At 61.6% G+C, this 19,584-nt stretch carries 18 protein-coding genes; 11 read left to right on the forward strand and 7 right to left on the reverse strand.

The window, feature by feature from the left end; translation table 11 throughout:
• The first annotated feature begins 21 nt into the window (after nucleotides 1-21).
• The 5 genes from ACODTO_RS04310 to ppx all read left to right on the forward strand — a co-directional run bounded on the left by ACODTO_RS04310 (nucleotide 22) and on the right by ppx (nucleotide 4,506).
• Complete coding sequence (locus ACODTO_RS04310) at nucleotides 22-807, forward strand: transporter substrate-binding domain-containing protein (protein WP_053190600.1); 786 nt, start codon at nucleotides 22-24, stop codon at nucleotides 805-807.
• Between the two features lie 21 nt (nucleotides 808-828).
• Nucleotides 829-1,509 (forward strand): amino acid ABC transporter permease, encoded by a 681-nt coding sequence (locus tag ACODTO_RS04315; protein ID WP_175362784.1) that lies wholly within the window; start codon nucleotides 829-831, stop codon nucleotides 1,507-1,509.
• Nucleotides 1,506-2,156, forward strand: a complete 651-nt coding sequence (locus ACODTO_RS04320; protein ID WP_139641034.1) for an amino acid ABC transporter permease — start codon at nucleotides 1,506-1,508, stop codon at nucleotides 2,154-2,156. The genes ACODTO_RS04315 and ACODTO_RS04320 overlap by 4 nt, the downstream gene beginning before the upstream one ends.
• Nucleotides 2,143-2,877, forward strand: a complete 735-nt coding sequence (locus ACODTO_RS04325; RefSeq protein WP_139641036.1) for an amino acid ABC transporter ATP-binding protein — start codon at nucleotides 2,143-2,145, stop codon at nucleotides 2,875-2,877. Before ACODTO_RS04320 ends, ACODTO_RS04325 begins: the two co-directional genes overlap by 14 nt.
• Nucleotides 2,878-3,003: 126 nt before the next feature.
• Nucleotides 3,004-4,506 carry an exopolyphosphatase gene (gene ppx / locus ACODTO_RS04330; protein ID WP_139641038.1) on the forward strand — a complete coding sequence of 501 codons (1,503 nt, stop codon included), beginning with the start codon at nucleotides 3,004-3,006 and terminating at the stop codon, nucleotides 4,504-4,506.
• Nucleotides 4,507-4,579: 73 nt separating this feature from the next.
• On the opposite strand, the gene ppk1 is transcribed toward ppx, so the two are convergent.
• Nucleotides 4,580-6,799 carry a polyphosphate kinase 1 gene (gene ppk1 / locus ACODTO_RS04335; RefSeq protein WP_139641040.1) on the reverse strand — a complete coding sequence of 740 codons (2,220 nt, stop codon included), beginning with the start codon at nucleotides 6,797-6,799 and terminating at the stop codon, nucleotides 4,580-4,582.
• A gap of 17 nt (nucleotides 6,800-6,816) precedes the next feature.
• On the reverse strand, nucleotides 6,817-7,830 hold the full coding sequence (gene hemB / locus ACODTO_RS04340) for a porphobilinogen synthase (RefSeq protein WP_139641042.1): 1,014 nt from the start codon (nucleotides 7,828-7,830) through the stop codon (nucleotides 6,817-6,819).
• Nucleotides 7,831-8,033: 203 nt separating this feature from the next.
• On the opposite strand from hemB, the gene ACODTO_RS04345 reads away from it, so the two are divergent.
• A complete protein-coding gene (locus ACODTO_RS04345; protein ID WP_139641045.1) occupies nucleotides 8,034-8,687 on the forward strand; it encodes a DedA family protein in 654 nt (217 codons plus the stop codon).
• On the opposite strand, the gene ACODTO_RS04350 is transcribed toward ACODTO_RS04345, so the two are convergent.
• Nucleotides 8,638-9,873 (reverse strand): sterol desaturase family protein, encoded by a 1,236-nt coding sequence (locus ACODTO_RS04350; protein WP_175362788.1) that lies wholly within the window; start codon nucleotides 9,871-9,873, stop codon nucleotides 8,638-8,640. The genes ACODTO_RS04345 and ACODTO_RS04350 overlap by 50 nt on opposite strands.
• 113 nt (nucleotides 9,874-9,986) lie before the next feature.
• Here ACODTO_RS04350 and elbB point away from each other — a divergent pair, with 113 nt between their 5' ends.
• A complete protein-coding gene (gene elbB / locus ACODTO_RS04355; protein WP_139641049.1) occupies nucleotides 9,987-10,655 on the forward strand; it encodes an isoprenoid biosynthesis glyoxalase ElbB in 669 nt (222 codons plus the stop codon).
• Between the two features lie 116 nt (nucleotides 10,656-10,771).
• Here elbB and ACODTO_RS04360 read toward each other — a convergent pair whose 3' ends face one another.
• Nucleotides 10,772-11,233 carry a YaiI/YqxD family protein gene (locus ACODTO_RS04360; RefSeq protein WP_139641051.1) on the reverse strand — a complete coding sequence of 154 codons (462 nt, stop codon included), beginning with the start codon at nucleotides 11,231-11,233 and terminating at the stop codon, nucleotides 10,772-10,774.
• The gene (locus tag ACODTO_RS04365) at nucleotides 11,233-13,131 is read right to left on the reverse strand and encodes an FTR1 family protein (RefSeq protein ID WP_139641053.1); all 1,899 of its coding nucleotides are present in this window, start codon (nucleotides 13,129-13,131) and stop codon (nucleotides 11,233-11,235) included. The genes ACODTO_RS04360 and ACODTO_RS04365 overlap by 1 nt, the downstream gene beginning before the upstream one ends.
• Nucleotides 13,132-13,443: 312 nt before the next feature.
• Between ACODTO_RS04365 and ACODTO_RS04370 the strand changes: the two genes are divergently transcribed.
• From ACODTO_RS04370 to ACODTO_RS04385, 4 genes are read left to right on the forward strand one after another with little or no spacing between them, the layout of a single operon-like run.
• Nucleotides 13,444-14,841, forward strand: coding sequence for a COG3014 family protein (locus ACODTO_RS04370; protein WP_139641055.1), 1,398 nt, complete (start codon nucleotides 13,444-13,446; stop codon nucleotides 14,839-14,841).
• Between the two features lie 18 nt (nucleotides 14,842-14,859).
• Nucleotides 14,860-15,231 (forward strand): YcfL family putative periplasmic lipoprotein, encoded by a 372-nt coding sequence (locus ACODTO_RS04375; RefSeq protein WP_175362790.1) that lies wholly within the window; start codon nucleotides 14,860-14,862, stop codon nucleotides 15,229-15,231.
• A gap of 54 nt (nucleotides 15,232-15,285) precedes the next feature.
• Complete coding sequence (gene lpoB / locus ACODTO_RS04380; RefSeq protein WP_489106020.1) at nucleotides 15,286-15,873, forward strand: penicillin-binding protein activator LpoB; 588 nt, start codon at nucleotides 15,286-15,288, stop codon at nucleotides 15,871-15,873.
• 3 nt (nucleotides 15,874-15,876) lie between these two features.
• Nucleotides 15,877-16,620, forward strand: coding sequence for a penicillin-binding protein activator LpoB (locus ACODTO_RS04385; protein WP_489106021.1), 744 nt, complete (start codon nucleotides 15,877-15,879; stop codon nucleotides 16,618-16,620).
• On the opposite strand, the gene ACODTO_RS04390 is transcribed toward ACODTO_RS04385, so the two are convergent.
• Together ACODTO_RS04390 and tli1a are read right to left on the reverse strand one after the other, a co-directional pair.
• Nucleotides 16,617-19,097 (reverse strand): T6SS phospholipase effector Tle1-like catalytic domain-containing protein, encoded by a 2,481-nt coding sequence (locus tag ACODTO_RS04390; RefSeq protein WP_489106022.1) that lies wholly within the window; start codon nucleotides 19,095-19,097, stop codon nucleotides 16,617-16,619. The two genes, ACODTO_RS04385 and ACODTO_RS04390, sit on opposite strands and share 4 nt — an antisense overlap.
• Nucleotides 19,082-19,549 (reverse strand): Tli1a family immunity protein, encoded by a 468-nt coding sequence (gene tli1a / locus ACODTO_RS04395; RefSeq protein WP_257225555.1) that lies wholly within the window; start codon nucleotides 19,547-19,549, stop codon nucleotides 19,082-19,084. The genes ACODTO_RS04390 and tli1a overlap by 16 nt, the downstream gene beginning before the upstream one ends.
• Nucleotides 19,550-19,584: the final 35 nt, after the last annotated feature.

Consider the following 19,584-nt stretch of genomic DNA (forward strand, 5'->3'; position numbering starts at 1 on the left):
CACCGACCGCGGAGATTCACCATGATCCAGCGTTGCAGCGCCCTGCTCACCGTCCTGTTTGCCAGCCTGATGCTCTGCCAGTTGCCCGCCCACGCCGACGGACTGGAGGACGTGGTCAAGCGCGGCACCCTCAAAGTCGCGGTGCCCCAGGATTTCCCGCCGTTCGGCTCGGTAGGCCCGGATATGAAACCCCGCGGCCTGGACATCGATACCGCGAAGCTGCTGGCCGACCAGCTCAAGGTCAAGCTTGAGCTTACGCCGGTCAACAGCACCAATCGCATTCCGTTCCTGACCACCGGCAAGGTCGACCTGGTGATCTCCAGCCTGGGCAAGAACCCGGAACGCGAGAAGGTCATCGACTTTTCCAGCGCCTACGCGCCGTTCTATCTCGCCGTATTCGGCCCGCCCGAGGCCGCCATCAATGGCCTGGACGATCTCAAGGGCAAGACCATCAGCGTCACCCGGGGCGCCATCGAAGACATCGAACTGACCAAGGTCGCCCCGGAAGGCACCACCATCAAGCGCTTCGAAGACAATAATTCGACCATCGCAGCCTACCTCGCCGGCCAGGTGGACCTGATCGCCAGCGGCAACGTGGTGATGGTCGCCATCAGTGAGCGCAACCCCAAGCGTGTCCCGGCGCTGAAAGTGAAACTCAAGGACTCGCCGGTGTACGTCGGCGTGAACAAGAACGAGCCCGCGCTGCTGGACAAGGTCAACCAGATCCTCGCCACGGCCAAGACCGATGGCAGCCTGGAGAAAAACGCTCAGACCTGGCTCAAGCAGCCGCTGCCGGCCGATCTCTGATCGTCATTCGAGAGGCTGAGCATGGCTTATCAGTTCGATTTTCTGCCGGTGATGCAAAACACCGAGCTACTGTTGCGCGGTGCACTGTTCACCCTGGAACTGACGGCCATCGGCGCGGTGCTCGGGGTTGGCCTGGGCATCGTCGGTGCCGTGGTGCGGGCCTGGAAGATCCGCCCGTTCGCGGCGATATTCGGGGTGTATGTGGAGCTGATCCGCAATACGCCGTTCCTGGTGCAGCTGTTTTTCATCTTCTTCGGCCTGCCGTCCCTGGGCGTGCAGATTTCCGAATGGCAGGCGGCGGTACTGGCCATGGTGATCAACCTCGGCGCCTACTCCACCGAAATCATTCGTGCCGGCATCCAGGCTGTCCCCCACGGGCAGCTGGAAGCCGCCGCAGCCCTGGCGATGAGTCGCTTCGAGGCCTTTCGCCACGTGGTGCTGCTGCCGGCGCTGGGCAAGGTCTGGCCGGCCCTGAGCAGCCAGATCATCATCGTGATGCTCGGCTCGGCGGTCTGCTCGCAGATTGCCACCGAAGAATTGAGCTTTGCCGCGAACTTCATCCAGTCGCGCAACTTCCGCGCCTTTGAAACCTATGCACTGACCACGCTGATCTATCTGTGCATGGCGCTGTTGATCCGCCAGTTACTGAACTGGGTGGGTCGTCGCTGCCTGTACAAGAGCAGCGCCAGGAGCGACCGATGAGTGACTTCACTTTCTGGGACGTGGTGCGCAACCTGCTCACGGGCCTGCAATGGACCCTGGCACTGTCGCTGGTGGCGTTTATCGGTGGCGGCGTGATCGGCTTGCTGGTCATGGTGATGCGCATCGCCAAAGGCCCCCTGCCCCGCCATGTCGCCCGTACCTACATCGAGCTGTTCCAGGGCACGCCGCTGTTGATGCAGCTTTTCCTGGTGTTCTTTGGGGTGGCCCTGGCCGGGGTGGAGATTTCGCCGTGGATGGCCGCAGCCATCGCCCTGACGCTGTTTACCAGCGCCTATCTGGCGGAGATCTGGCGCGGTTGCGTCGAAGCGATCCCCAATGGCCAATGGGAGGCATCCTCGAGCCTGGCGCTGAACCGGCTGGAGCAGTTGCGCTACGTAATCCTGCCCCAAGCCCTGCGCATCGCCGTGGCACCCACCGTGGGCTTCTCGGTGCAAGTGGTCAAAGGCACCGCCGTCACGTCGATCATCGGCTTTACCGAGCTGACCAAGACCGGCGGCATGCTTGCCAACGCCACGTTCGAACCCTTCATGGTCTATGGCCTGGTTGCCCTGGGCTACTTCCTCCTCTGCTACCCCCTGTCCCTCAGTGCGCGCTACCTGGAAAGGAGACTGCATGCCTCTGCTTAGAATTTCCGCCCTGCATAAATACTACGGCGATCATCACGTGCTCAAAGGCATCGACCTCACCGTCGAAGAAGGCCAGGTGGTCGCGATCATCGGCCGCAGCGGCTCGGGCAAGTCCACCTTGCTGCGCACGCTCAATGGCCTGGAGTCGATCAACGATGGCGTGATCGAAGTGGACGGCGAGTACCTCGATGCCGCTCGCGCCGATCTGCGCAGCCTGCGGCAGAAAGTCGGGATGGTGTTCCAGCAGTTCAACCTCTTCCCACACCTGACCGTTGGCGAAAACGTGATGCTCGCGCCTCAGGTTGTACAAAAAGTATCCAAGGCTAAAGCGATCGAACTGGCGCGACAGATGCTGGAGCGGGTCGGGCTCGGTGAAAAATTCGACGCCTTCCCGGACCGTCTGTCCGGCGGTCAGCAGCAACGTGTGGCGATTGCCCGGGCCCTGGCGATGTCTCCCAAGGTATTGCTCTGCGACGAGATCACCTCGGCCCTGGACCCGGAGCTGGTCAATGAAGTGCTCGGCGTGGTGCGGCAACTGGCCAAGGAAGGCATGACGCTGATCATGGTCACCCACGAAATGCGTTTCGCCCGCGAGGTGGGGGACAAACTGGTGTTCATGCACCAGGGCAAGGTGCATGAGGTGGGGGATCCCAAGGTGTTGTTCGCCGCTCCGAAGACGGCCGAACTGGCGAATTTTATCGGAATGGTCGAGCCTGCCTGATCCACGCTGCCAAGGGCGCTTCCTCGCCACGAGGACCCGCGCGGGCTCAAGGGTTTGGTTCAGGCGCGTTGGCGTAAGCGGTTGATCGTGGCAGGATGGCAGGGTTATCGACCGAGACTTTCCGACATGCCGCCATCCCAAGCCAAGAATCTGTCCCTGATCGCTGCCATTGACCTGGGCTCCAACAGCTTCCACATGGTTGTCGCCAAGGCCCAGAACGGGGAAATCCGCATTCTTGAGCGACTCGGTGAAAAGGTCCAGCTGGCCGCCGGCATCGATGAAGAGCGCAAACTGAGCGAAGAGTCCATCCAACGCGGGCTCGATTGCCTCAAGCGATTCGCCCAACTGATCAACGGCATGCCTCTGGGCGCCGTACGGATTGTCGGCACCAACGCCCTGCGCGAGGCGCGCAACCGTGGCGAGTTCATCCGCCGCGCCGAAGAGATCCTCGGCCATCCGGTGGAAGTCATCTCCGGCCGGGAAGAGGCCCGCCTGATCTATCTCGGCGTCTCCCACACCCTGGCCGATACACCCGGCAAGCGGCTGGTGGCGGACATCGGCGGCGGCAGTACCGAATTCATCATCGGCCAGCGCTTCGAGCCGCTGTTGCGCGAAAGCCTGCAGATGGGCTGCGTCAGCTACACCCAGCGCTATTTCCGCGACGGCAAGATCACGCCGGCCCGTTACGCCCAGGCCTATACCGCGGCGCGGCTGGAAATCATGAGCATCGAGCATGCCTTGCACCGCCTGACCTGGGATGAAGCCATCGGCTCCTCAGGCACCATTCGCGCCATCGGCCTGGCCCTCAAGGCCGGCGGCTATGGCAGTGGCGAGGTCAACGCCGAGGGTCTGGCCTGGCTCAAGCGCAAGGTGTTCAAACTCGGCGAATCGGACAAGATCGATTTCGAAGGCATCAAACCTGACCGTCGGGCGATTTTCCCGGCGGGCCTGGCGATTCTCGAAGCCATTTTCGACGCCCTCGAGCTGCAACGCATGGATCACTGCGAAGGCGCCCTGCGCGAAGGTGTGCTGTACGACCTGCTGGGACGCCATCATCACGAAGACGTTCGCGAACGCACCCTGGGCTCGCTCATGGAGCGCTATCACGTCGATCAGGAACAGGCCGTGCGGGTCGAGCGCAAGGCGCTGCATGCCTTCGACCAGGTGGCCGACGACTGGGACCTCAACGACGGGGTCTGGCGCGAATTGCTCGGCTGGGCCGCCAAGGTCCATGAAGTGGGCCTGGACATCGCCCACTATCACTACCACAAGCACGGCGCCTACCTGATCGAGCATTCGGACCTGGCGGGCTTCTCCCGGGAAGACCAGCAGATGCTCGCGCTGTTGGTGCGCGGCCACCGACGCAACATCCCCAAGGATAAGTTTGCCGAATTCGGCGACGAAGGCATCAAGCTGATTCGCCTGTGCGTGCTGCTACGGTTCGCGATCCTGTTCCACCACATCCGCGGCACCCAGCAAATGCCCCAGGTGGCCTTGCACGCCGACGGCGATCAACTTGACGTGATATTTCCCGACGGCTGGCTGGAAGAAAACCAACTGACCCAGGCCGACTTTGCCCAGGAAGCGGAATGGCTGACCCGGGTCGGGATTGTGCTGAACATCCACTGATCGGACAGCAACAGAGATCTTTTGTGGTGAGGGGATTTATCCCCTCGCCACAAAAAGCTGAGCTCGCCGTTCCTTAATTGACCGCCAACACCGGACTGCTCAGGCGATCCAGCAACGTCGCCTGGGCGCTGCGCGGGTTCTGGTTGCCGGTCGGCGTGTTGCGGATGTAACGGCCGTCCGACTGCAAGCTCCAGCTGTGAGTGTTGTCGGTCAGATAGCTTTCCAACTCCTTCTTCACCCGCAGGATCAGCTTCTTGCCCTCCACCGGGAAGCAGGTCTCGACGCGCTTGTCGAGGTTGCGCTCCATCCAGTCCGCGCTGGACAGGAACATCTGCTCTTCGCCACCGTTGAGGAAGTAGAACACCCGCGTGTGCTCCAGGAAGCGTCCGATGATCGAGCGCACGTGGATGTTATGGGAAACCCCTGGGATACCCGGCCGCAGGCAGCACATGCCCCGGACCACCAGGTCGATGCGCACGCCTGATTGGCTGGCCTTGTACAGCGCGCGGATGATCTTCGGATCGGTCAGCGAGTTGAATTTGGCAATGATGTGCGCCGGCTTGCCATCCAGGGCGAACTGGGTCTCCCGGGCGATCATGTCGAGCATGCCTTTTTTCAGGGTGAACGGTGCATGCAGCAGTTTCTTCATACGCAGCGTCTTGCCCATGCCGATCAACTGGCTGAACAGCTTGCCGACGTCTTCGCACAAGGCATCGTCGGAAGTCAGGAGGCTGTAGTCGGTATACAGGCGGGCGTTGGCAGCGTGGTAGTTGCCCGTGCCCAGATGAGCATAACGTACGATCTCGCCGGCCTCACGCCGCAGGATGAGCATCATCTTGGCGTGGGTCTTGAAGCCGACCACACCATAGATCACCACCGCACCGGCCGCTTGCAGACGGCTTGCCAGTTGCAGGTTGGACTCCTCATCGAAACGCGCGCGCAACTCGATCACCGCCGTGACTTCCTTGCCGTTTCGCGCCGCATCCACCAGGGCGTCGACGATTTCCGAGTTGGCGCCGCTGCGGTACAGGGTCTGGCGCACCGCCAGGACGTGAGGGTCCTTGGCGGCCTGGCGCAGCAGGTCGACCACCGGCGTGAACGACTCGAACGGGTGCAGCAACAGGATGTCCTGCTTGCTGATTACGTTGAAAATGTTCTCGCTGTTCTGGAGCAGCTTCGGGATCTGCGGCGTGAACGGCGAATATTGCAGCTCCGGATGACTGTCCAGGCCGGTAATGCTGAAGAGCCGGGTCAGGTTGACCGGACCATTGACCTGATACAGCTCGGTCTCATGCAGGTTGAACTGCTTGAGCAGGTAATCGGACAGGTGTTTCGGGCAAGTGTCGGCCACTTCCAGGCGCACCGCGTCGCCGTAGCGACGGGAGAACAGCTCGCCGCGAAGGGCGCGGGCCAGGTCTTCAACGTCCTCGGTGTCCACCGACAAATCGGCGTTACGCGTCAGGCGGAACTGGTAGCACCCCTTCACCTTCATGCCCTGGAACAGGTCATCGGCGTGAGCGTGGATCATCGACGACAGGAACACATAGTTGTCGCCAGGGCCGCCAACGTCTTCCGGCACACGGATGATGCGCGGCAACAGGCGTGGCGCGGGGATGATCGCCAGACCGGAATCGCGGCCGAAGGCGTCGATGCCTTCCAGCTCGACGATGAAGTTCAGGCTCTTGTTGACCAGCAGCGGGAACGGGTGCGTCGGGTCGAGGCCGATCGGCGTGATGATCGGCGCGATCTCGTCGCGGAAATAGCGGCGCACCCAGGTCTTGAGTTTGGTGGTCCAGTAGCGGCGACGGATGAAGCGGACCTGATGCTTTTCCAGTTCCGGCAACAGGATGTCGTTGAGGATCGCGTATTGGCGGTCGACGTGACCGTGGACCAGCTCGCTGATGCGCGCCAGGGCCTGGTGGGGTTGCAGGCCATCGGCACCGGCTTGTTCACGGGCGAAGGTGATCTGTTTCTTCAGGCCGGCGACGCGAATTTCGAAGAACTCATCCAGGTTGCTGGAGAAGATCAGCAGGAACTTCAACCGCTCCAACAAAGGGTAGGACTCATCCAGCGCCTGCTCCAGCACGCGGATGTTGAACTGCAGTTGCGAAAGCTCGCGATGGATGTACAGGCTGCTGTCATCCAGGTTGGGAATCGCAATCGCCGGGGCCGGGGCGGGCTCGGCGGCAGCCACCGGGGGAGCGGGCTCCAGCTCCGGTGGTGTTTCAGCGATTTGCTCGACCACGGGTTGAGCGTCTTTTACGGCAACTTCAGAGAGTCCTTCGGTATTCATCGCAAGTTCCTGGGAGGCTATTTCTGCTCTCGTAACAATTGGGCGGCGCGCACGGCAAAGTAAGTCAGGATCCCATCAGCGCCCGCGCGCTTGAAAGCGGTGAGGGACTCGAGAATGACCCCTTCGCTCAACCAGCCGTTCTGGATCGCCGCCATGTGCATGGCGTACTCGCCGCTGACCTGATAAACAAAGGTCGGCACTTTGAATTCGTCTTTGACCCGGCAAAGGATGTCGAGATAAGGCATGCCCGGCTTGACCATGACCATATCTGCCCCTTCTGACAAGTCGGCCGCCACTTCGTGCAAGGCTTCCTGACTGTTGGCCGGGTCCATCTGATAAGAGGCCTTGTTGGCCTTGCCCAGGTTCAGGGCCGAGCCGACCGCATCGCGGAACGGGCCGTAATAGGCACTGGCGTATTTTGCCGAGTAGGCCATGATCCGTACGTTGACGTGTCCGGCCACCTCGAGGGCTTCGCGGATCGCCTGGATACGACCGTCCATCATGTCCGACGGCGCCACTACCTGGGCACCGGCCTCGGCATGGGACAGCGCTTGCTTGACCAAGGCGTCGACGGTGATGTCGTTCTGCACATAGCCGTCTTCGTCGAGGATGCCATCCTGCCCGTGGGTGGTGAACGGATCCAGCGCCACGTCGGTGATCACCCCCAAATCCGGGAAGCGTGCCCGCAGGGCGCGGGTCGCGCGCTGGGCAATGCCATCCGGGTTCCAGGCTTCGGCAGCGTCCAGGGACTTGAGCCCCGGCGGCGTCACCGGGAACAGCGCCAGCGCCGGAATGCCCAGTTCCACCCATTGGGCGGCTTCTTCGAGCAGCAGGTCGATGGTCAGGCGTTCCACCCCGGGCATCGATGCCACCGCTTCGCGCCGGTTCTCACCGTCGAGCACGAACACCGGCAGGATCAGGTCGTCGGTGGTCAACACGTTCTCACGCACTAGCCGACGAGAGAACTCATCACGGCGATTGCGACGCAGACGGGTAGCAGGGAACAGACGATTGGCGGGGGTAAAGCTCACGGCAGACTCCTGAGCCCACTAACGGGCGAGCGTGACAGTTATAAGCGGCCATTATGACCAACATATGACAGTTATGTGCACCTGTGACCTGTCGTCGCAGTTATTGTGGTTGTAGGAAATGTTCACGTCGAGACACATTTCGACACTTTCCTGAATGTGCCCGAAGGGTTAGGCTGCGCGTTCATTTCGCCAGCACCCAGACAATGCTCCAGCAATTTCTACATGACTTCGGCTATCTGGCCCTTTTTATCGGCACGTTCTTCGAAGGCGAAACCATCCTCGTGCTCGCAGGTTTCCTGGCGTTCCGTGGCTACATGGACATCAATCTCGTAGTGGTCGTGGCATTCTGCGGCAGCTACGCAGGTGATCAGCTGTGGTATTTCCTGGGACGCAAGCACGGGCGCAAGCTGCTGGCGCGCAAGCCTCGCTGGCAACTGATGGGCGATCGCGCGCTGGAGCACATCCGCAAGCATCCGGACATCTGGGTCCTGAGCTTTCGCTTCGTCTATGGCTTGCGTACGGTGATGCCGGTGGCGATCGGCCTGTCAGGCTATCCGCCGGGGCGTTACCTGCTGCTCAACGGCATTGGCGCGGCGATCTGGGCGACCGCACTGGCCGCCGCCGCCTATCACTTCGGCGCCGTGCTCGAAGGCATGCTGGGCAGTATCAAGAAATATGAATTGTGGGTACTCGGCGCGTTGCTGTTGCTGGGCTTGTGCCTGTGGTTGCGTCGACGCATCAAGAATGCGCGACTGGCGAAAAAAGTCCTCGAAGCCGAACGGCTTGAGCGCGCCACCGCTGGCAAACCTACGACACCAACCGAGCAAACCGGTTGCGACAGTAATAGAGTCCCATGAGGCTGAGCAGGCTGTAGCTGAGCAAGCCGACCCAGGCCACGGGGCCGTCCGGCCACAATCCGGCCAGCGGCGCCAGCCATACCAGCGGCAGGTTCGAGGCCAGCCGCAACAGCTCCAGCCTCAGCGCCCACGGGCGATTCTCCAGGGCCACGCCCAATACGAACAGACCGAACGCCACCGCGCCCCATCCCAGCAACAAGGCGGCGATGGGCAGGCTGTTCTCCAGGTTCATCAAATAACTGCCCAACGCGATGTAGAAGCAGAACTGCAGCGCCACGTAGCCCTGCTGGCGTCCGTCCAGCGGCACTTCGAATTTGCGGAAACGGCTCAGGTCCGGTTTGTTCAGTGGGTATCTCACCGCCACGTCTGCCGGTCGCCACCCCGTGGGCATGAACCAGATCCGCACCTTGTCCCACCAGTGTCCGGCCCGTCGGGCATCCGTCCACAACTGCACATAGAACTGCACGTTGGCCCACAACGGATTCCAACTCGCCAGCGGCGTGGTGACGCCAAAAATCACCGGCTCGCGGTCGTCTTCCTCCTGGAAGGTGCCGAACAGACGGTCCCAAATAATGAACACCCCGCCATAGTTGCGATCCATGTAGAGAGGGTTCTGCGCATGGTGAGCACGATGATTGGACGGCGTGACGAAGCACCACTCCAGCCAGCCCAGCTTGGGAATGTGCTGGGTGTGTACCCAGAACTGGTACAGCAGGTTCAGCGCCGCAACGCTGACGAACACCGTCAGCGGCACGCCCAGCACCGCCAGCGGCAGGTAGAACACCCAACTCAACAGGAACCCGGTACTGGTCTGGCGCAGCGCCGTGGAGAGGTTGTAGTCCTCGCTCTGGTGATGCACCGAATGAGCCGCCCAGAGGATGTTGCGCTCATGGCCCATGCGATGCAGCCAGTAGTAGCAGAAGTCATAGAACACGAAGGCAAACGCCCAGACCCAGGCCTGGTCGGCAGGCAACCGGACAAGAGCAAGGTGTTCCAAGGCAAAGGCGTAACTCACCAGCCCCACACCCTTGGTCAGCAGGCCCGTGGTGGTCGACAGCACACCAGTACTCAGGCTGTTGATCGCATCGGCCAGGCGGTAATGACTCTCACCGCGCCGGCGATCGGCCAGCAGCTCGACAGCGATCAGCACGAAGAAGAACGGCACGGCATACAAAATGAAATTCATGCTGCGATCCGGGCAGGAGATAGTCGGCAGATTAGGTTTAGCCGCCGGATAACCCTATGGCAACGAGTGACAAATTAGTGGACATTTAACGCCATGAATCTGGAGAAAAACCCATGAGCAAAAAAGTTGCAGTGATCCTTTCCGGCTGTGGCGTGTACGACGGCGCCGAGATCCACGAAAGCGTGATCACCCTGCTGCGCCTGGACCAACGCGGCGCGCAGGTCCAGTGCTTCGCCCCCAACATTGCCCAACTGCATGTGATCAATCACCTGACCGGTGAAGAAATGCCCGAAAGCCGCAACGTGCTGGTGGAGTCGGCGCGGATCGCCCGCGGTAACGTGAAGGACTTGCGCGACGCCAGGGTCGAGGATTTCGACGCCCTGATCGTACCTGGCGGTTTCGGTTCGGCGAAGAACCTCTCCAACTTCGCCGTCGAAGGCGCGGATTGCACCGTCCAACCCGAACTCCTGGCGCTGACCGAAGCCTTCGCCGAGGCCGGCAAGCCGGTGGGCCTGATCTGTATTTCCCCGGCCCTGGCGGCGAAAATCTATGGCCCTGGCGTGACCTGCACCATCGGCACGGATGTCGATACCGCTGCCGCCGTGACCAAAATGGGCGGCACTCACGAAGATTGCGCCGTCACCGACATCGTTGAAGACCGCGCGCGCAGGTTGGTCAGCACCCCGGCCTACATGCTGGCGCAGAACATCAGCGAAGCGGCCTCGGGGATCAACAAACTGGTGGATCGGATACTCGAGCTGACCCACGAAAACGATGCCTGAGCAACACCCAGCCAATGTGGGAGCGAGCCTGCTCGCGATAGCGTCGGTTCAGTTGATACTTTGGTTAGCTGACACACCGCCATCGCGAGCAGGCTCGCTCCCACAAATGAACAGTGTCAGGCTCCAGACATCCGGCTCAAGCGCGTGAGGATCCGATCCAACGCATTGGCGAACCCTTGCTTGTCCCGCTCGCTATAGGCCGCAGGACCGCCACCCATCTGGCCCTGCTCACGCAAATCGGTGAACAGGTTGCGCACCGCCAGCCGGTCCCCCATGTTCTGCGCGTTGAACTCCTTGCCGCGCGGGTCCAGGGCGGCGACCCCCTTCTTCACCAACCGGTCGGCCAGGGGGACGTCGCTGCAGATCACCAGCTCACCCGGGCCCGCGTGCTCCACCAGATAGTCGTCCGCCGCGTCAGGGCCGCTGGGGACCACGATCAACTTGACGCAGGCCAGGCTTGGCTTGATCTGCGGTTGCCCGGCTACCAGCACCACCTCGAACTGGCGCTTCAAGGCGAACTTGACCACCAGCTCCTTCGCTGCCTTGGGACAGGCGTCGGCGTCGATCCAGACACGCATCAGGACACCTGCACCCTGCGCTTCTCCGCCACCCAACTGCGACCATACAGCACGACAATCGCCAGGATCGCGATCACTTGAGCAGTCAGCGAATAAGCATCGGCGTGAATACCCAGCCAATCGAAATCGAAGAACGCCACCGGACGGGTGCCAAAGATCCCGGCTTCCTGCAGGGCCTTCACGCCATGTCCGGCGAAGACCACCGACAGCGCGCACAACAACGCGGCGTTGATGCTGAAGAACAGCGCCAATGGCAGTCGTGCCGAACCGCGCAGAATCACCCAGGCCAGTCCTACCAGCAGCACCAGCGCTGTAGCGCCACCGGCCAGCACGGCGTTATGCCCGGCGGGACCGGCTTGCAGCCACAGGGTTTCGTAGAACAGGATCACTTCGAACAGTTCGCGATAGACCGAGAAGAACGCCAGGACGGCGAAGCCGAAACGGCCACCACCACCGACCAGGCTGCTCTTGATGTAATCCTGCCAGGCCGCCGCGTGACGGCGGTCGTGCATCCACACCCCCAACCACAACACCATCACACTGGCGAACAACGCTGTCGCACCTTCAAGCAATTCACGCTGGGAACCGCTCACGTCGATCACATAGGCAGCCAGACCCCAGGTCGCCAGACCGGCCAGCAGCGCCAGGCCCCAACCCGCGTTGACGCTGCGAACCGCCGACTCCTGGCCGGTGTTGCGCAGGAAGGCCAGGATCGCCGCCAGCACCAGGATCGCTTCCAGTCCTTCGCGCAACAGGATCAGTAACCCCGAGATGTAACTCAGCGACCAGCTCAGACCATCCCCGCCCAGCAGCCCCGCCGACGCCTTCAGCTTGGCCTTGGCCGCATTCAGACGCTGTTCGGCCTGCTCCACCGGCAAGCCGTCCTGCAGGGACTGACGGTAAGCCATCAGGGCCTTTTCAGTGTCCTTGCGCACAACGGCATCGACGTTATCCAACGAGCTTTCCACCAGCTCGAAGCCTTCCAGGTAAGCCGCTACCGACAAGTCATAGGCCTGGTCGTGATCACCGGCACGATAGGCCGCGATGCTCTTGTCCAGGGTGGCGGCGGTGTAGTCGAGCAACTGCGCCGGGCCACGCTGTACCTGCGGCGGCTGGGCACGCTGGGCGCGGAACGTTGCGGCCGTAGCGGGGCCCTGGGCCGCCAGCACTTCAGCCGGGGTCTGGCGGGCCAGATCGGCAAGGTTGAAGGTCTGTTCGCTTTTGGCCGCTGCCGGGTCGACACTGAAACCGGCGATGTAGGTGGCCAGGTCCCACCGCTGACGCTCATCGAGCTGATCGGCGAAGGCCGGCATGTCGGTCCCTTCGATGCCCATGCCGAGGGTGTTGTAGATCGCGTAGAGGCTCAGGTGATCGAGACGTTGACCGTCGCGCAGATTGGAAGGCGCCGGCACCAGACCGACACCGGCAGGGCCGTCGCCGGCGCCGCTGTCACCGTGGCACACCGAACAGTTCTGGGCATACAGCGGCGCACCGCGGGTCGGGTCCGGAGTAATGACCGGCGCCTGGCTGACTTCATAGGCCACCGCCAGCTTCGCCCCCAATTGGCGCGCCAGGCGGGCGACATCACCGCCGTCCTGATGCTGGGTGATCGCTTGGCGCAAGGCAGCGATGCCCTGTGTGAGCTCAGCCTTTTCCGGCTTGGCCGGCAGCGCAACGATCAGCCCTTCCAGCACCTGGGTGAATTCCAACTGCTCGCGATACTCGGACTCGTCGATGACCTTGCCCGCTTCGACGGTCTCCGGGTAATCCGCCCCGATGTAATCCAGCAAGTGCAGCGCCTGGGGAGCGCCTTCAACGGTGTTGGCCAGCAATGGATTGCTGCACAGGGCAAGCAGCGGCAGTGCAAGCCAGGCCAGAAAACGAAGCGAGGCAATCATGAATGACTCTCAATTGGAAATAAGAAGTAACACATTGTTCACTTACACGGACTTTGGCTCAAGAGCGAATGTGCTGTGGTCGCGCATTTTCATCGGATTTTCATGCTTTGGAAGTGATGTCACAAAAACAGCGCTTCGAGATTAAAAAGCCATTACATAGCGAACGGCCATGTCTATAATCGCGCCGCCTTCTTATAAGAACTTGGCATAAAAGCTCCTCCGGTTATGAGGAACCGATAGCGTCCCGACGCCGTCCGTGGATCGACCCAGCCCGACCCGCTCACCTGGCTGTTACTCAGGGAAGAAATGTTCATGGCCTCCCGTGCCGTTTTTTCGATCGCCCTCGGTGCGATCACCTTGCTGTCCGGCTGCTCGGTTTTTCGCAACTACGACAGTGAACTGACCCAGACCAATCAACAGCTGGCGTCCGGCAACGTCGACGCTGCATTGACCCTGCTGGACAAGAACAACACCAGTCAAGACCGGGATCTGCTGTATTACTTTGAAAAAGGTGAGCTGCTACGGGCCAAAGGCGATCTGTCCGGCAGCCAGGCGGCCTGGACCAGCGCCGACCGGCAAGTCGGCCAGTGGGAAGATGCGGTCAAGCTCGATACCGCCAAGTACGTGGCGCAGTTCGGCAGTTTCCTGGTCAACGATAAGGTCCGGCGCTACGAGGGCTACGATTACGAAAAGGTCATGCTGACCACGCAGATGGCCCTGAATCTGCTGGCCGTAAATGACTTCGACGGTGCCCGGACCCAGATCAAGAAGACCCACGAGCGCGAAGCGGTGATTGCCGATCTGCGGGACAAGGAATACCTCAAGCGCGAGGAAGAGGCTGAGCAGCAAGGGGTCAAGACCGAGTACAAAGACCTCCAGGGTTACCCGGTGGCCAGCCTCGACGCTCCGGAAGTGGTGGGTCTGAAAAACAGCTACCAGAGCGCGTTCAGCCACTATCTGGCCGGTTTCGTCTACGAAGCCCTGGGGGAAAAAGACCTGGCCGCACCGGGTTATCGCAAGGCTGCCGAGCTGCGTCCCAACACCCCCTTGTTGGAACAGGCACTGCTCAACCTGGACAAGCCTGCCGCCAAGGACGATGACAGCGACATCCTGATCGTGGTGCAAAGCGGCCTGGCGCCATCCCGTGACTCGATCCGCATCCCCCTGCCCTTGCCTATCAGCGGCCACCTCGTGATCACGCCGCTGTCGTTCCCGGTGATCAAGCCCGACACCTCCACCGCCACCTTCGCCCAGATCGGCGTCGATGGCCGCCAGATGGATCTGACTCAGCTCAACAGCATCACTGCCATGTCCCGCCGCGCCCTTCGCGACGACATGCCCGGCATCATCCTGCGCACCACCGTGCGAGCCGTCACCCGTGGCGTGGCGCAAAAGCAAATCAACGATACCAATCCGTTGGCCGGCCTGGCCGTGGGCCTCACCTCGGCCGTGCTCGAAGGCGCCGATACCCGGACCTGGCGCACCCTGCCGGATTACACCCAGGTGGTGCGCCTGCGCCTGAAGAAAGGTGAGCACCAGGTCACCCTGCCCAACGCGGTAGGCGGCTCGGTGGTCAAGGTGGTCGTCGACCAGCGCTACCAGGTGGTGACTCTGCGGGCAGTGGGCAATCAGGTCTTTACCGGTGGCCTGGCCGCCCGAGTGACGCCGAATGCCAATCCGACCGCCGTCGCCAGCCTCAAACAACCTTAAGAACGGAGTCTTGTTCACATGCGTTTAAAACTGATCGCCGTCGGCGCCCTGGCCTTGCTGGCCGGCTGCGCCACCCCGCCTCCCCCTGCGCCGGGCAGCGCCGCGAGCAAGGTCGTGGCGATGGGCAAGACAAAGAATATCGTGGTCGGTGCCATGCGCGTGGCCCGGGAAAACGGCTACATGACCGTCAATGTGCAGTTGAGCAACACCAGCTACAACAACAAGACGATGTACTACCGCTTTGCCTGGCTGGGGCCTGAAGGCTTTCCGATTGCCGAAGAGGAAACCTGGAAAAGCCTGACACTGTATGGCGAACAAACCAGCTTCCTGCCGGCCATCGCGCCGACACCCAAGGCCGTGGACTTCCGGTTGGAAATCAATACGCCTTGAGCCTGATGACCGACATCTCGCGTTAACCCTTTTTCAGCTTTAGAGAGCGCTTCCATGTCCACACGCGTTGCATTCATCACCCTCGCCGTCCTGCTGGTCAGCGGCTGCGCCAACAACTCCCCGGTACTGGGCAACAAGAACATTACCTACGGCGACACCAAGGCCGTGGAAACCGTGACCAACGAGTTCGGCTCAACCGACCTGCAGATGATCGCCGAGTCCATGACCCGCTCCCTGGCCCAGTCCGGCATCCTGCACGGTCGCCCGGTGGTTCAGGTCTACGACGTGAAGAACAAGACCAGCGAGTACATCGACACCCGCGAAATCACCACCAGCATCAAGACCCAACTGATGAAAACCGGCGCGGCACGTTTTGCCAGCGACAACAATGCCATGGACAGCCAGGTCGACCAGCTCAAGCTGCAGAACCAGAGCGGCCTGTACAAGAAGAGCACCGTGGCCAAGACCGGCAACATGATCGCCGCCAAATACCGCCTCGAGGGCTCTATCAGCTCGATCGTCAAGCGCAGCAGCGACTATAAGGACGTCTTCTACAAATTCAGCTTGCAATTGATCGACGTCGAAAGCGGTCTGGCCGAGTGGATGGACGAAAAAGAAATCCGCAAGACCACGGAGCGCTAAGCCATGCGCACATGGATAGGCATCATGGCCCTGGCCTGCGCGTTCGGTGCGCAGGCGGCCCCGAAAGTCGCCGTTACCGACCTGGCTTACCAGCAACGGGTGGAGGAATACATCCACACCGTTTCGGCCCAGAGCAACTTCCAGGCAAACACCTACAGCGCCAGCGCGTCGTCGAGCTACGACGAGATGGAAGCCACCAGCAGCTACATCGAGCAGGGCGAACTGCGCAAGTTCACCGGAGACATCAAGGGTGAAATCCTGCGCAGCGGCATGTTCCAGCTGGTACAGGGCACGCCTCACACCGAGTCCTCCACCGGCGACGTCTACGATGTGATCAAGCGCATCAAGGCCGGACGTTTCAAGGGCGCCGACTACGTGTTGTTCGGTACGGTATCGGACATCGACTTCACCCGCGACATCAATGAGCTGGCCAACACCGACAGCTACTCGGCAGTGCTTGGGCTGACCCTGGTGGCCGACTTCAGCCTGATCAATACCCGCACCTTCGAAATCACTTCGGCGTTCACCGCCATGGGTGAAGGCCAGGACACCAAATTGCTGAACCACCGAGACGCGCGCATCAGCCTCAACCGCCCCCGTGTGGTACGCGACGTGTCCAAGGTCCTGGGTGAAGACGTGGCGCGACAACTGAGCGAACAGCTCGGCGGTCCAAGCCATGAGTTACCCGGCGAGCCCGTACCACGCAATAACCTGCCACGGGACACCGCGCCGGTGATCCTGCGCTAAGCATCAGGGCCCCTGTTCTCCAGATCGGGAACAGGGGCCCTGATGGCGTCATCAAGCGTTTGCCTGAGCCGCCCCAACCAGCCACTCTCAGGCTTTCTCGCCGATTGTTCGTGCAGCGATGCTGACGACGACCAGGCCTGTGCCAGCTTCAAGACATTTGCGACTTGCCGCGTGTAGGCACGAACCTCATCGAGCCCTTCGACCAACGGCAGGGCGATGCCGGTGGCGCTATCAAAGGCCTCGATCGTCGGAGCGACGCCGAGCTTGCCACGGAACAACGGGATACCGAGCCCCGGCATCAACAGGCCCACCAACAGCCGTGGATCGCGGCGGCTGACACTCAGGCCGACACTGGCGAGCGCCACGGCCACGCCGATGACCTGGCCGGCCGTCGCCAACAGCGACAGGCGTTTATTGGACTCGTCATCGAAAAAAATCGCCCGATATCGAAAGTAATCACTGAACACTTCCCGCTCGTCCAGCGCCGCATTCATGAACCAGGCGCGAGAGTCGTGGACATGTTCATCGAACAACCGCACCAGCTCCCTCGCGTCTTCATCGCGAGGCGCCAGATCTTCACCGAACCAGCGCATGACCTCCCGATTGCCGGCCCGGCGCAGGTCACGGTATTCCTCGGCCTCATCCTGCTCGTTGAGCAGGTATACCAAGCCGCCTACCGACGCATTAATGAGACGACCTTGGCTCAGGCCCGAACCGAAGGGACTCAGGCTCCACTCAGGTATGTAGTCGCGGCGAAAATCCAGCATGGCGTCGTGTAGCTGTCGCTGATCCAGGCTCGGCTCGAACGTCTTTGCCGGATTGAGCGCGATCTCGTGCGCACCAGTCCGTTGTTCATAAGCACGCTTCAGGGCCAAGTGTCTTTCATGCTCAACGGAGGCAGCGGGCGGCTCCTTACCGGCACGCAGGGCAGTATCTTCCTCCCGTTGTCGCAGGTGCAGCGCGGTGAAGGCCGAACGTTCCTCTTCGCTCATGTCCTTGCCCTGCACATGGGCCCAGGCCGAAGTCGTGCGAAAGAGAAAATTGGCATAGCGACTGATGCGCCAACCAGTGATCAATCCGGCTTCCCGGGCCATCACCTCTTCGAGCGGCCCATTGTCCTGGGCATCGAGCCAGATGTTGAAGCGACGGGTCAGTGTTGGGGAGATGTCGAAAGCCTCGTACGTCGCGCCATCCATGACCAACCACGGCCAGCGCTCTTTCTGCTCATCGCTGAGGGCATCGGCAGGGGCCTGCAAGGGGGCACCGACCTGATAGGCCTCATGAAACATGTGTTGCAGGGGCAATTGGGACAGCAGCTCGTGATTGCCTCCCAATGCCTTACCCTGGTCTCCCGGCGGATACCCCCCGCCAACATCCGAATGTACACCCGGATAGAGGTATTCAAACGTACCCGCGCGATAGGTGGAGGGACAATCGGGATCGTCGGGGTTGGCTTTTCGACGGATCGAATCCAGGGGAAAACTACCCCGCTGCTCATGGGCTGCGACCAGGTGCACACAACGCTCCAGGAATACCGGCGACTCGGGCAAGCGTAGCGAACCGTCCGCCCAGCCCATGTGACCGCTGACAAAGGGCGCCAGATACGCCATGCCCACCGATGCCACCGTGTCGAACAGACCGAGGAAACCGACGCTGATGGGCACACCGGCGAACAGGTAGCAGGTTTCGCCGTTCGCCTCGACTTCGGTCAGTTGTTGTAACCACTGGGTAAACGTCCGGGCCTGGGCGGCGCCACGGGAGAAACCATAGACATACAGGCGCAGAGCCTTGATCCGGGGGATCGAGCGACTGGCGTGCAAGCGCTCGACGGTCTCGCCCAAGACGGTCAATGGCTCTTGCAGCACGGCCCGCCGGCGCTGTTGTCCGCGGTCGAGTACATCGCCGAAGCCACTGCTCATCTGCCGGACCCAGGCAACGGCTTGCACCGGTTCCAGGTGTGACTCGCCACAGTGTCGACGCAAAGCATCGATCAGCCGCGTCAGGCCCCAGTTGATACGATTTTCTCCACCGCGAGCCGCCACCAGCCCCATGGCGTCAGGTTCAGATTCGCCGATTTCCGGGAACTCGGTGCCGACACCCTGCATGTAATAGGCATAGAAACCTGCCTCATTGGCCCGGCTTTGCCCCGGACCGGCCCCCCTACCCAGGCTGGCGTGATACAGCCGCGCCACGTTGCTGGTGGTCGGCGGGTGGTTCAGTTTGTCTGTGGGTTCGTGGTTATTGGTGCCGTCAAAACACAACGTGATATGCAACACGTCCATGCAGGGTGGGCCGGAATAGGGAACATTCGCCTCCCTGCAAGCCGCCCTGGAAATGTCTGCAGCTTCAATCAGGGTTCTCTGCTGTTCGACCTGATTGCGCGCCACGTCTTCAGGCGTTCGCGGCAACATGCCCTCATTCGTGAAGAATGGCGTGGCGGCCAGGGCCTGCGGCCCGCTTTTCAATGTACCGGGCATGGCGACGGCGCCTCCATTCTGGAGGGGAAACCGAAGGGATAACCGGGCTTGCCCGGCAACATCACCCCCGCGGACACGGCGACTTGATCGCAAGGCAGGAAGTGCACATCGACCACACCGAGCCGCTCGTAGGACGCCACTTCTGCCCAGACCCTGTGCCGGCTGTAGCCGGCCCGATGTGCGTTCATCCGTGCCCGCCATTCATCGGTGTGCCGTTGCTCCGGCCAACGGCCATAAGCGTGGGGCGCCGGATCCTTCTCCCACTCCACCAACACCTTCAGCCCCGGACGCCACTGGGCAGGCATTGCGACGCAACAGTTCTGCTTGCCTCCGCCGCCATAAGGCCCGATGTCCGGCCCACCGTTGCGGTTGACGCTGAAGTGATGGATGGCCGCCGCCGTGTGGTTATAGCCTTCGATGGGTGTACCGATCAGGGTAGTTTGCGCAGGCATGCAACCGCAAAGAACACCGAAGACCGACAGCCCCC

The sequence above is a fragment of the Pseudomonas sp. FG13 genome, from assembly GCF_057809755.1.

Coding starts and splice junctions, on each gene's coding strand:
- ACODTO_RS04310 (WP_053190600.1), top strand. CDS start 22: ATGATCCAGCGTTGCAGCGCCCTGCTCACCGTCCTGTTTGCCAGCCTG.
- ppk1 (WP_139641040.1), bottom strand. CDS start 6,799: ATGAATACCGAAGGACTCTCTGAAGTTGCCGTAAAAGACGCTCAACCC.
- ACODTO_RS04360 (WP_139641051.1), bottom strand. CDS start 11,233: ATGCGTGTCTGGATCGACGCCGACGCCTGTCCCAAGGCAGCGAAGGAG.
- ACODTO_RS04345 (WP_139641045.1), top strand. CDS start 8,034: ATGCTCCAGCAATTTCTACATGACTTCGGCTATCTGGCCCTTTTTATC.
- ACODTO_RS04365 (WP_139641053.1), bottom strand. CDS start 13,131: ATGATTGCCTCGCTTCGTTTTCTGGCCTGGCTTGCACTGCCGCTGCTT.
- tli1a (WP_257225555.1), bottom strand. CDS start 19,549: ATGCCTGCGCAAACTACCCTGATCGGTACACCCATCGAAGGCTATAAC.
- ACODTO_RS04320 (WP_139641034.1), top strand. CDS start 1,506: ATGAGTGACTTCACTTTCTGGGACGTGGTGCGCAACCTGCTCACGGGC.
- ACODTO_RS04370 (WP_139641055.1), top strand. CDS start 13,444: ATGGCCTCCCGTGCCGTTTTTTCGATCGCCCTCGGTGCGATCACCTTG.
- ppx (WP_139641038.1), top strand. CDS start 3,004: ATGCCGCCATCCCAAGCCAAGAATCTGTCCCTGATCGCTGCCATTGAC.
- ACODTO_RS04390 (WP_489106022.1), bottom strand. CDS start 19,097: ATGCCCGGTACATTGAAAAGCGGGCCGCAGGCCCTGGCCGCCACGCCA.
- ACODTO_RS04375 (WP_175362790.1), top strand. CDS start 14,860: ATGCGTTTAAAACTGATCGCCGTCGGCGCCCTGGCCTTGCTGGCCGGC.
- ACODTO_RS04315 (WP_175362784.1), top strand. CDS start 829: ATGGCTTATCAGTTCGATTTTCTGCCGGTGATGCAAAACACCGAGCTA.
- ACODTO_RS04325 (WP_139641036.1), top strand. CDS start 2,143: ATGCCTCTGCTTAGAATTTCCGCCCTGCATAAATACTACGGCGATCAT.
- ACODTO_RS04350 (WP_175362788.1), bottom strand. CDS start 9,873: ATGAATTTCATTTTGTATGCCGTGCCGTTCTTCTTCGTGCTGATCGCT.
- elbB (WP_139641049.1), top strand. CDS start 9,987: ATGAGCAAAAAAGTTGCAGTGATCCTTTCCGGCTGTGGCGTGTACGAC.
- ACODTO_RS04385 (WP_489106021.1), top strand. CDS start 15,877: ATGCGCACATGGATAGGCATCATGGCCCTGGCCTGCGCGTTCGGTGCG.
- lpoB (WP_489106020.1), top strand. CDS start 15,286: ATGTCCACACGCGTTGCATTCATCACCCTCGCCGTCCTGCTGGTCAGC.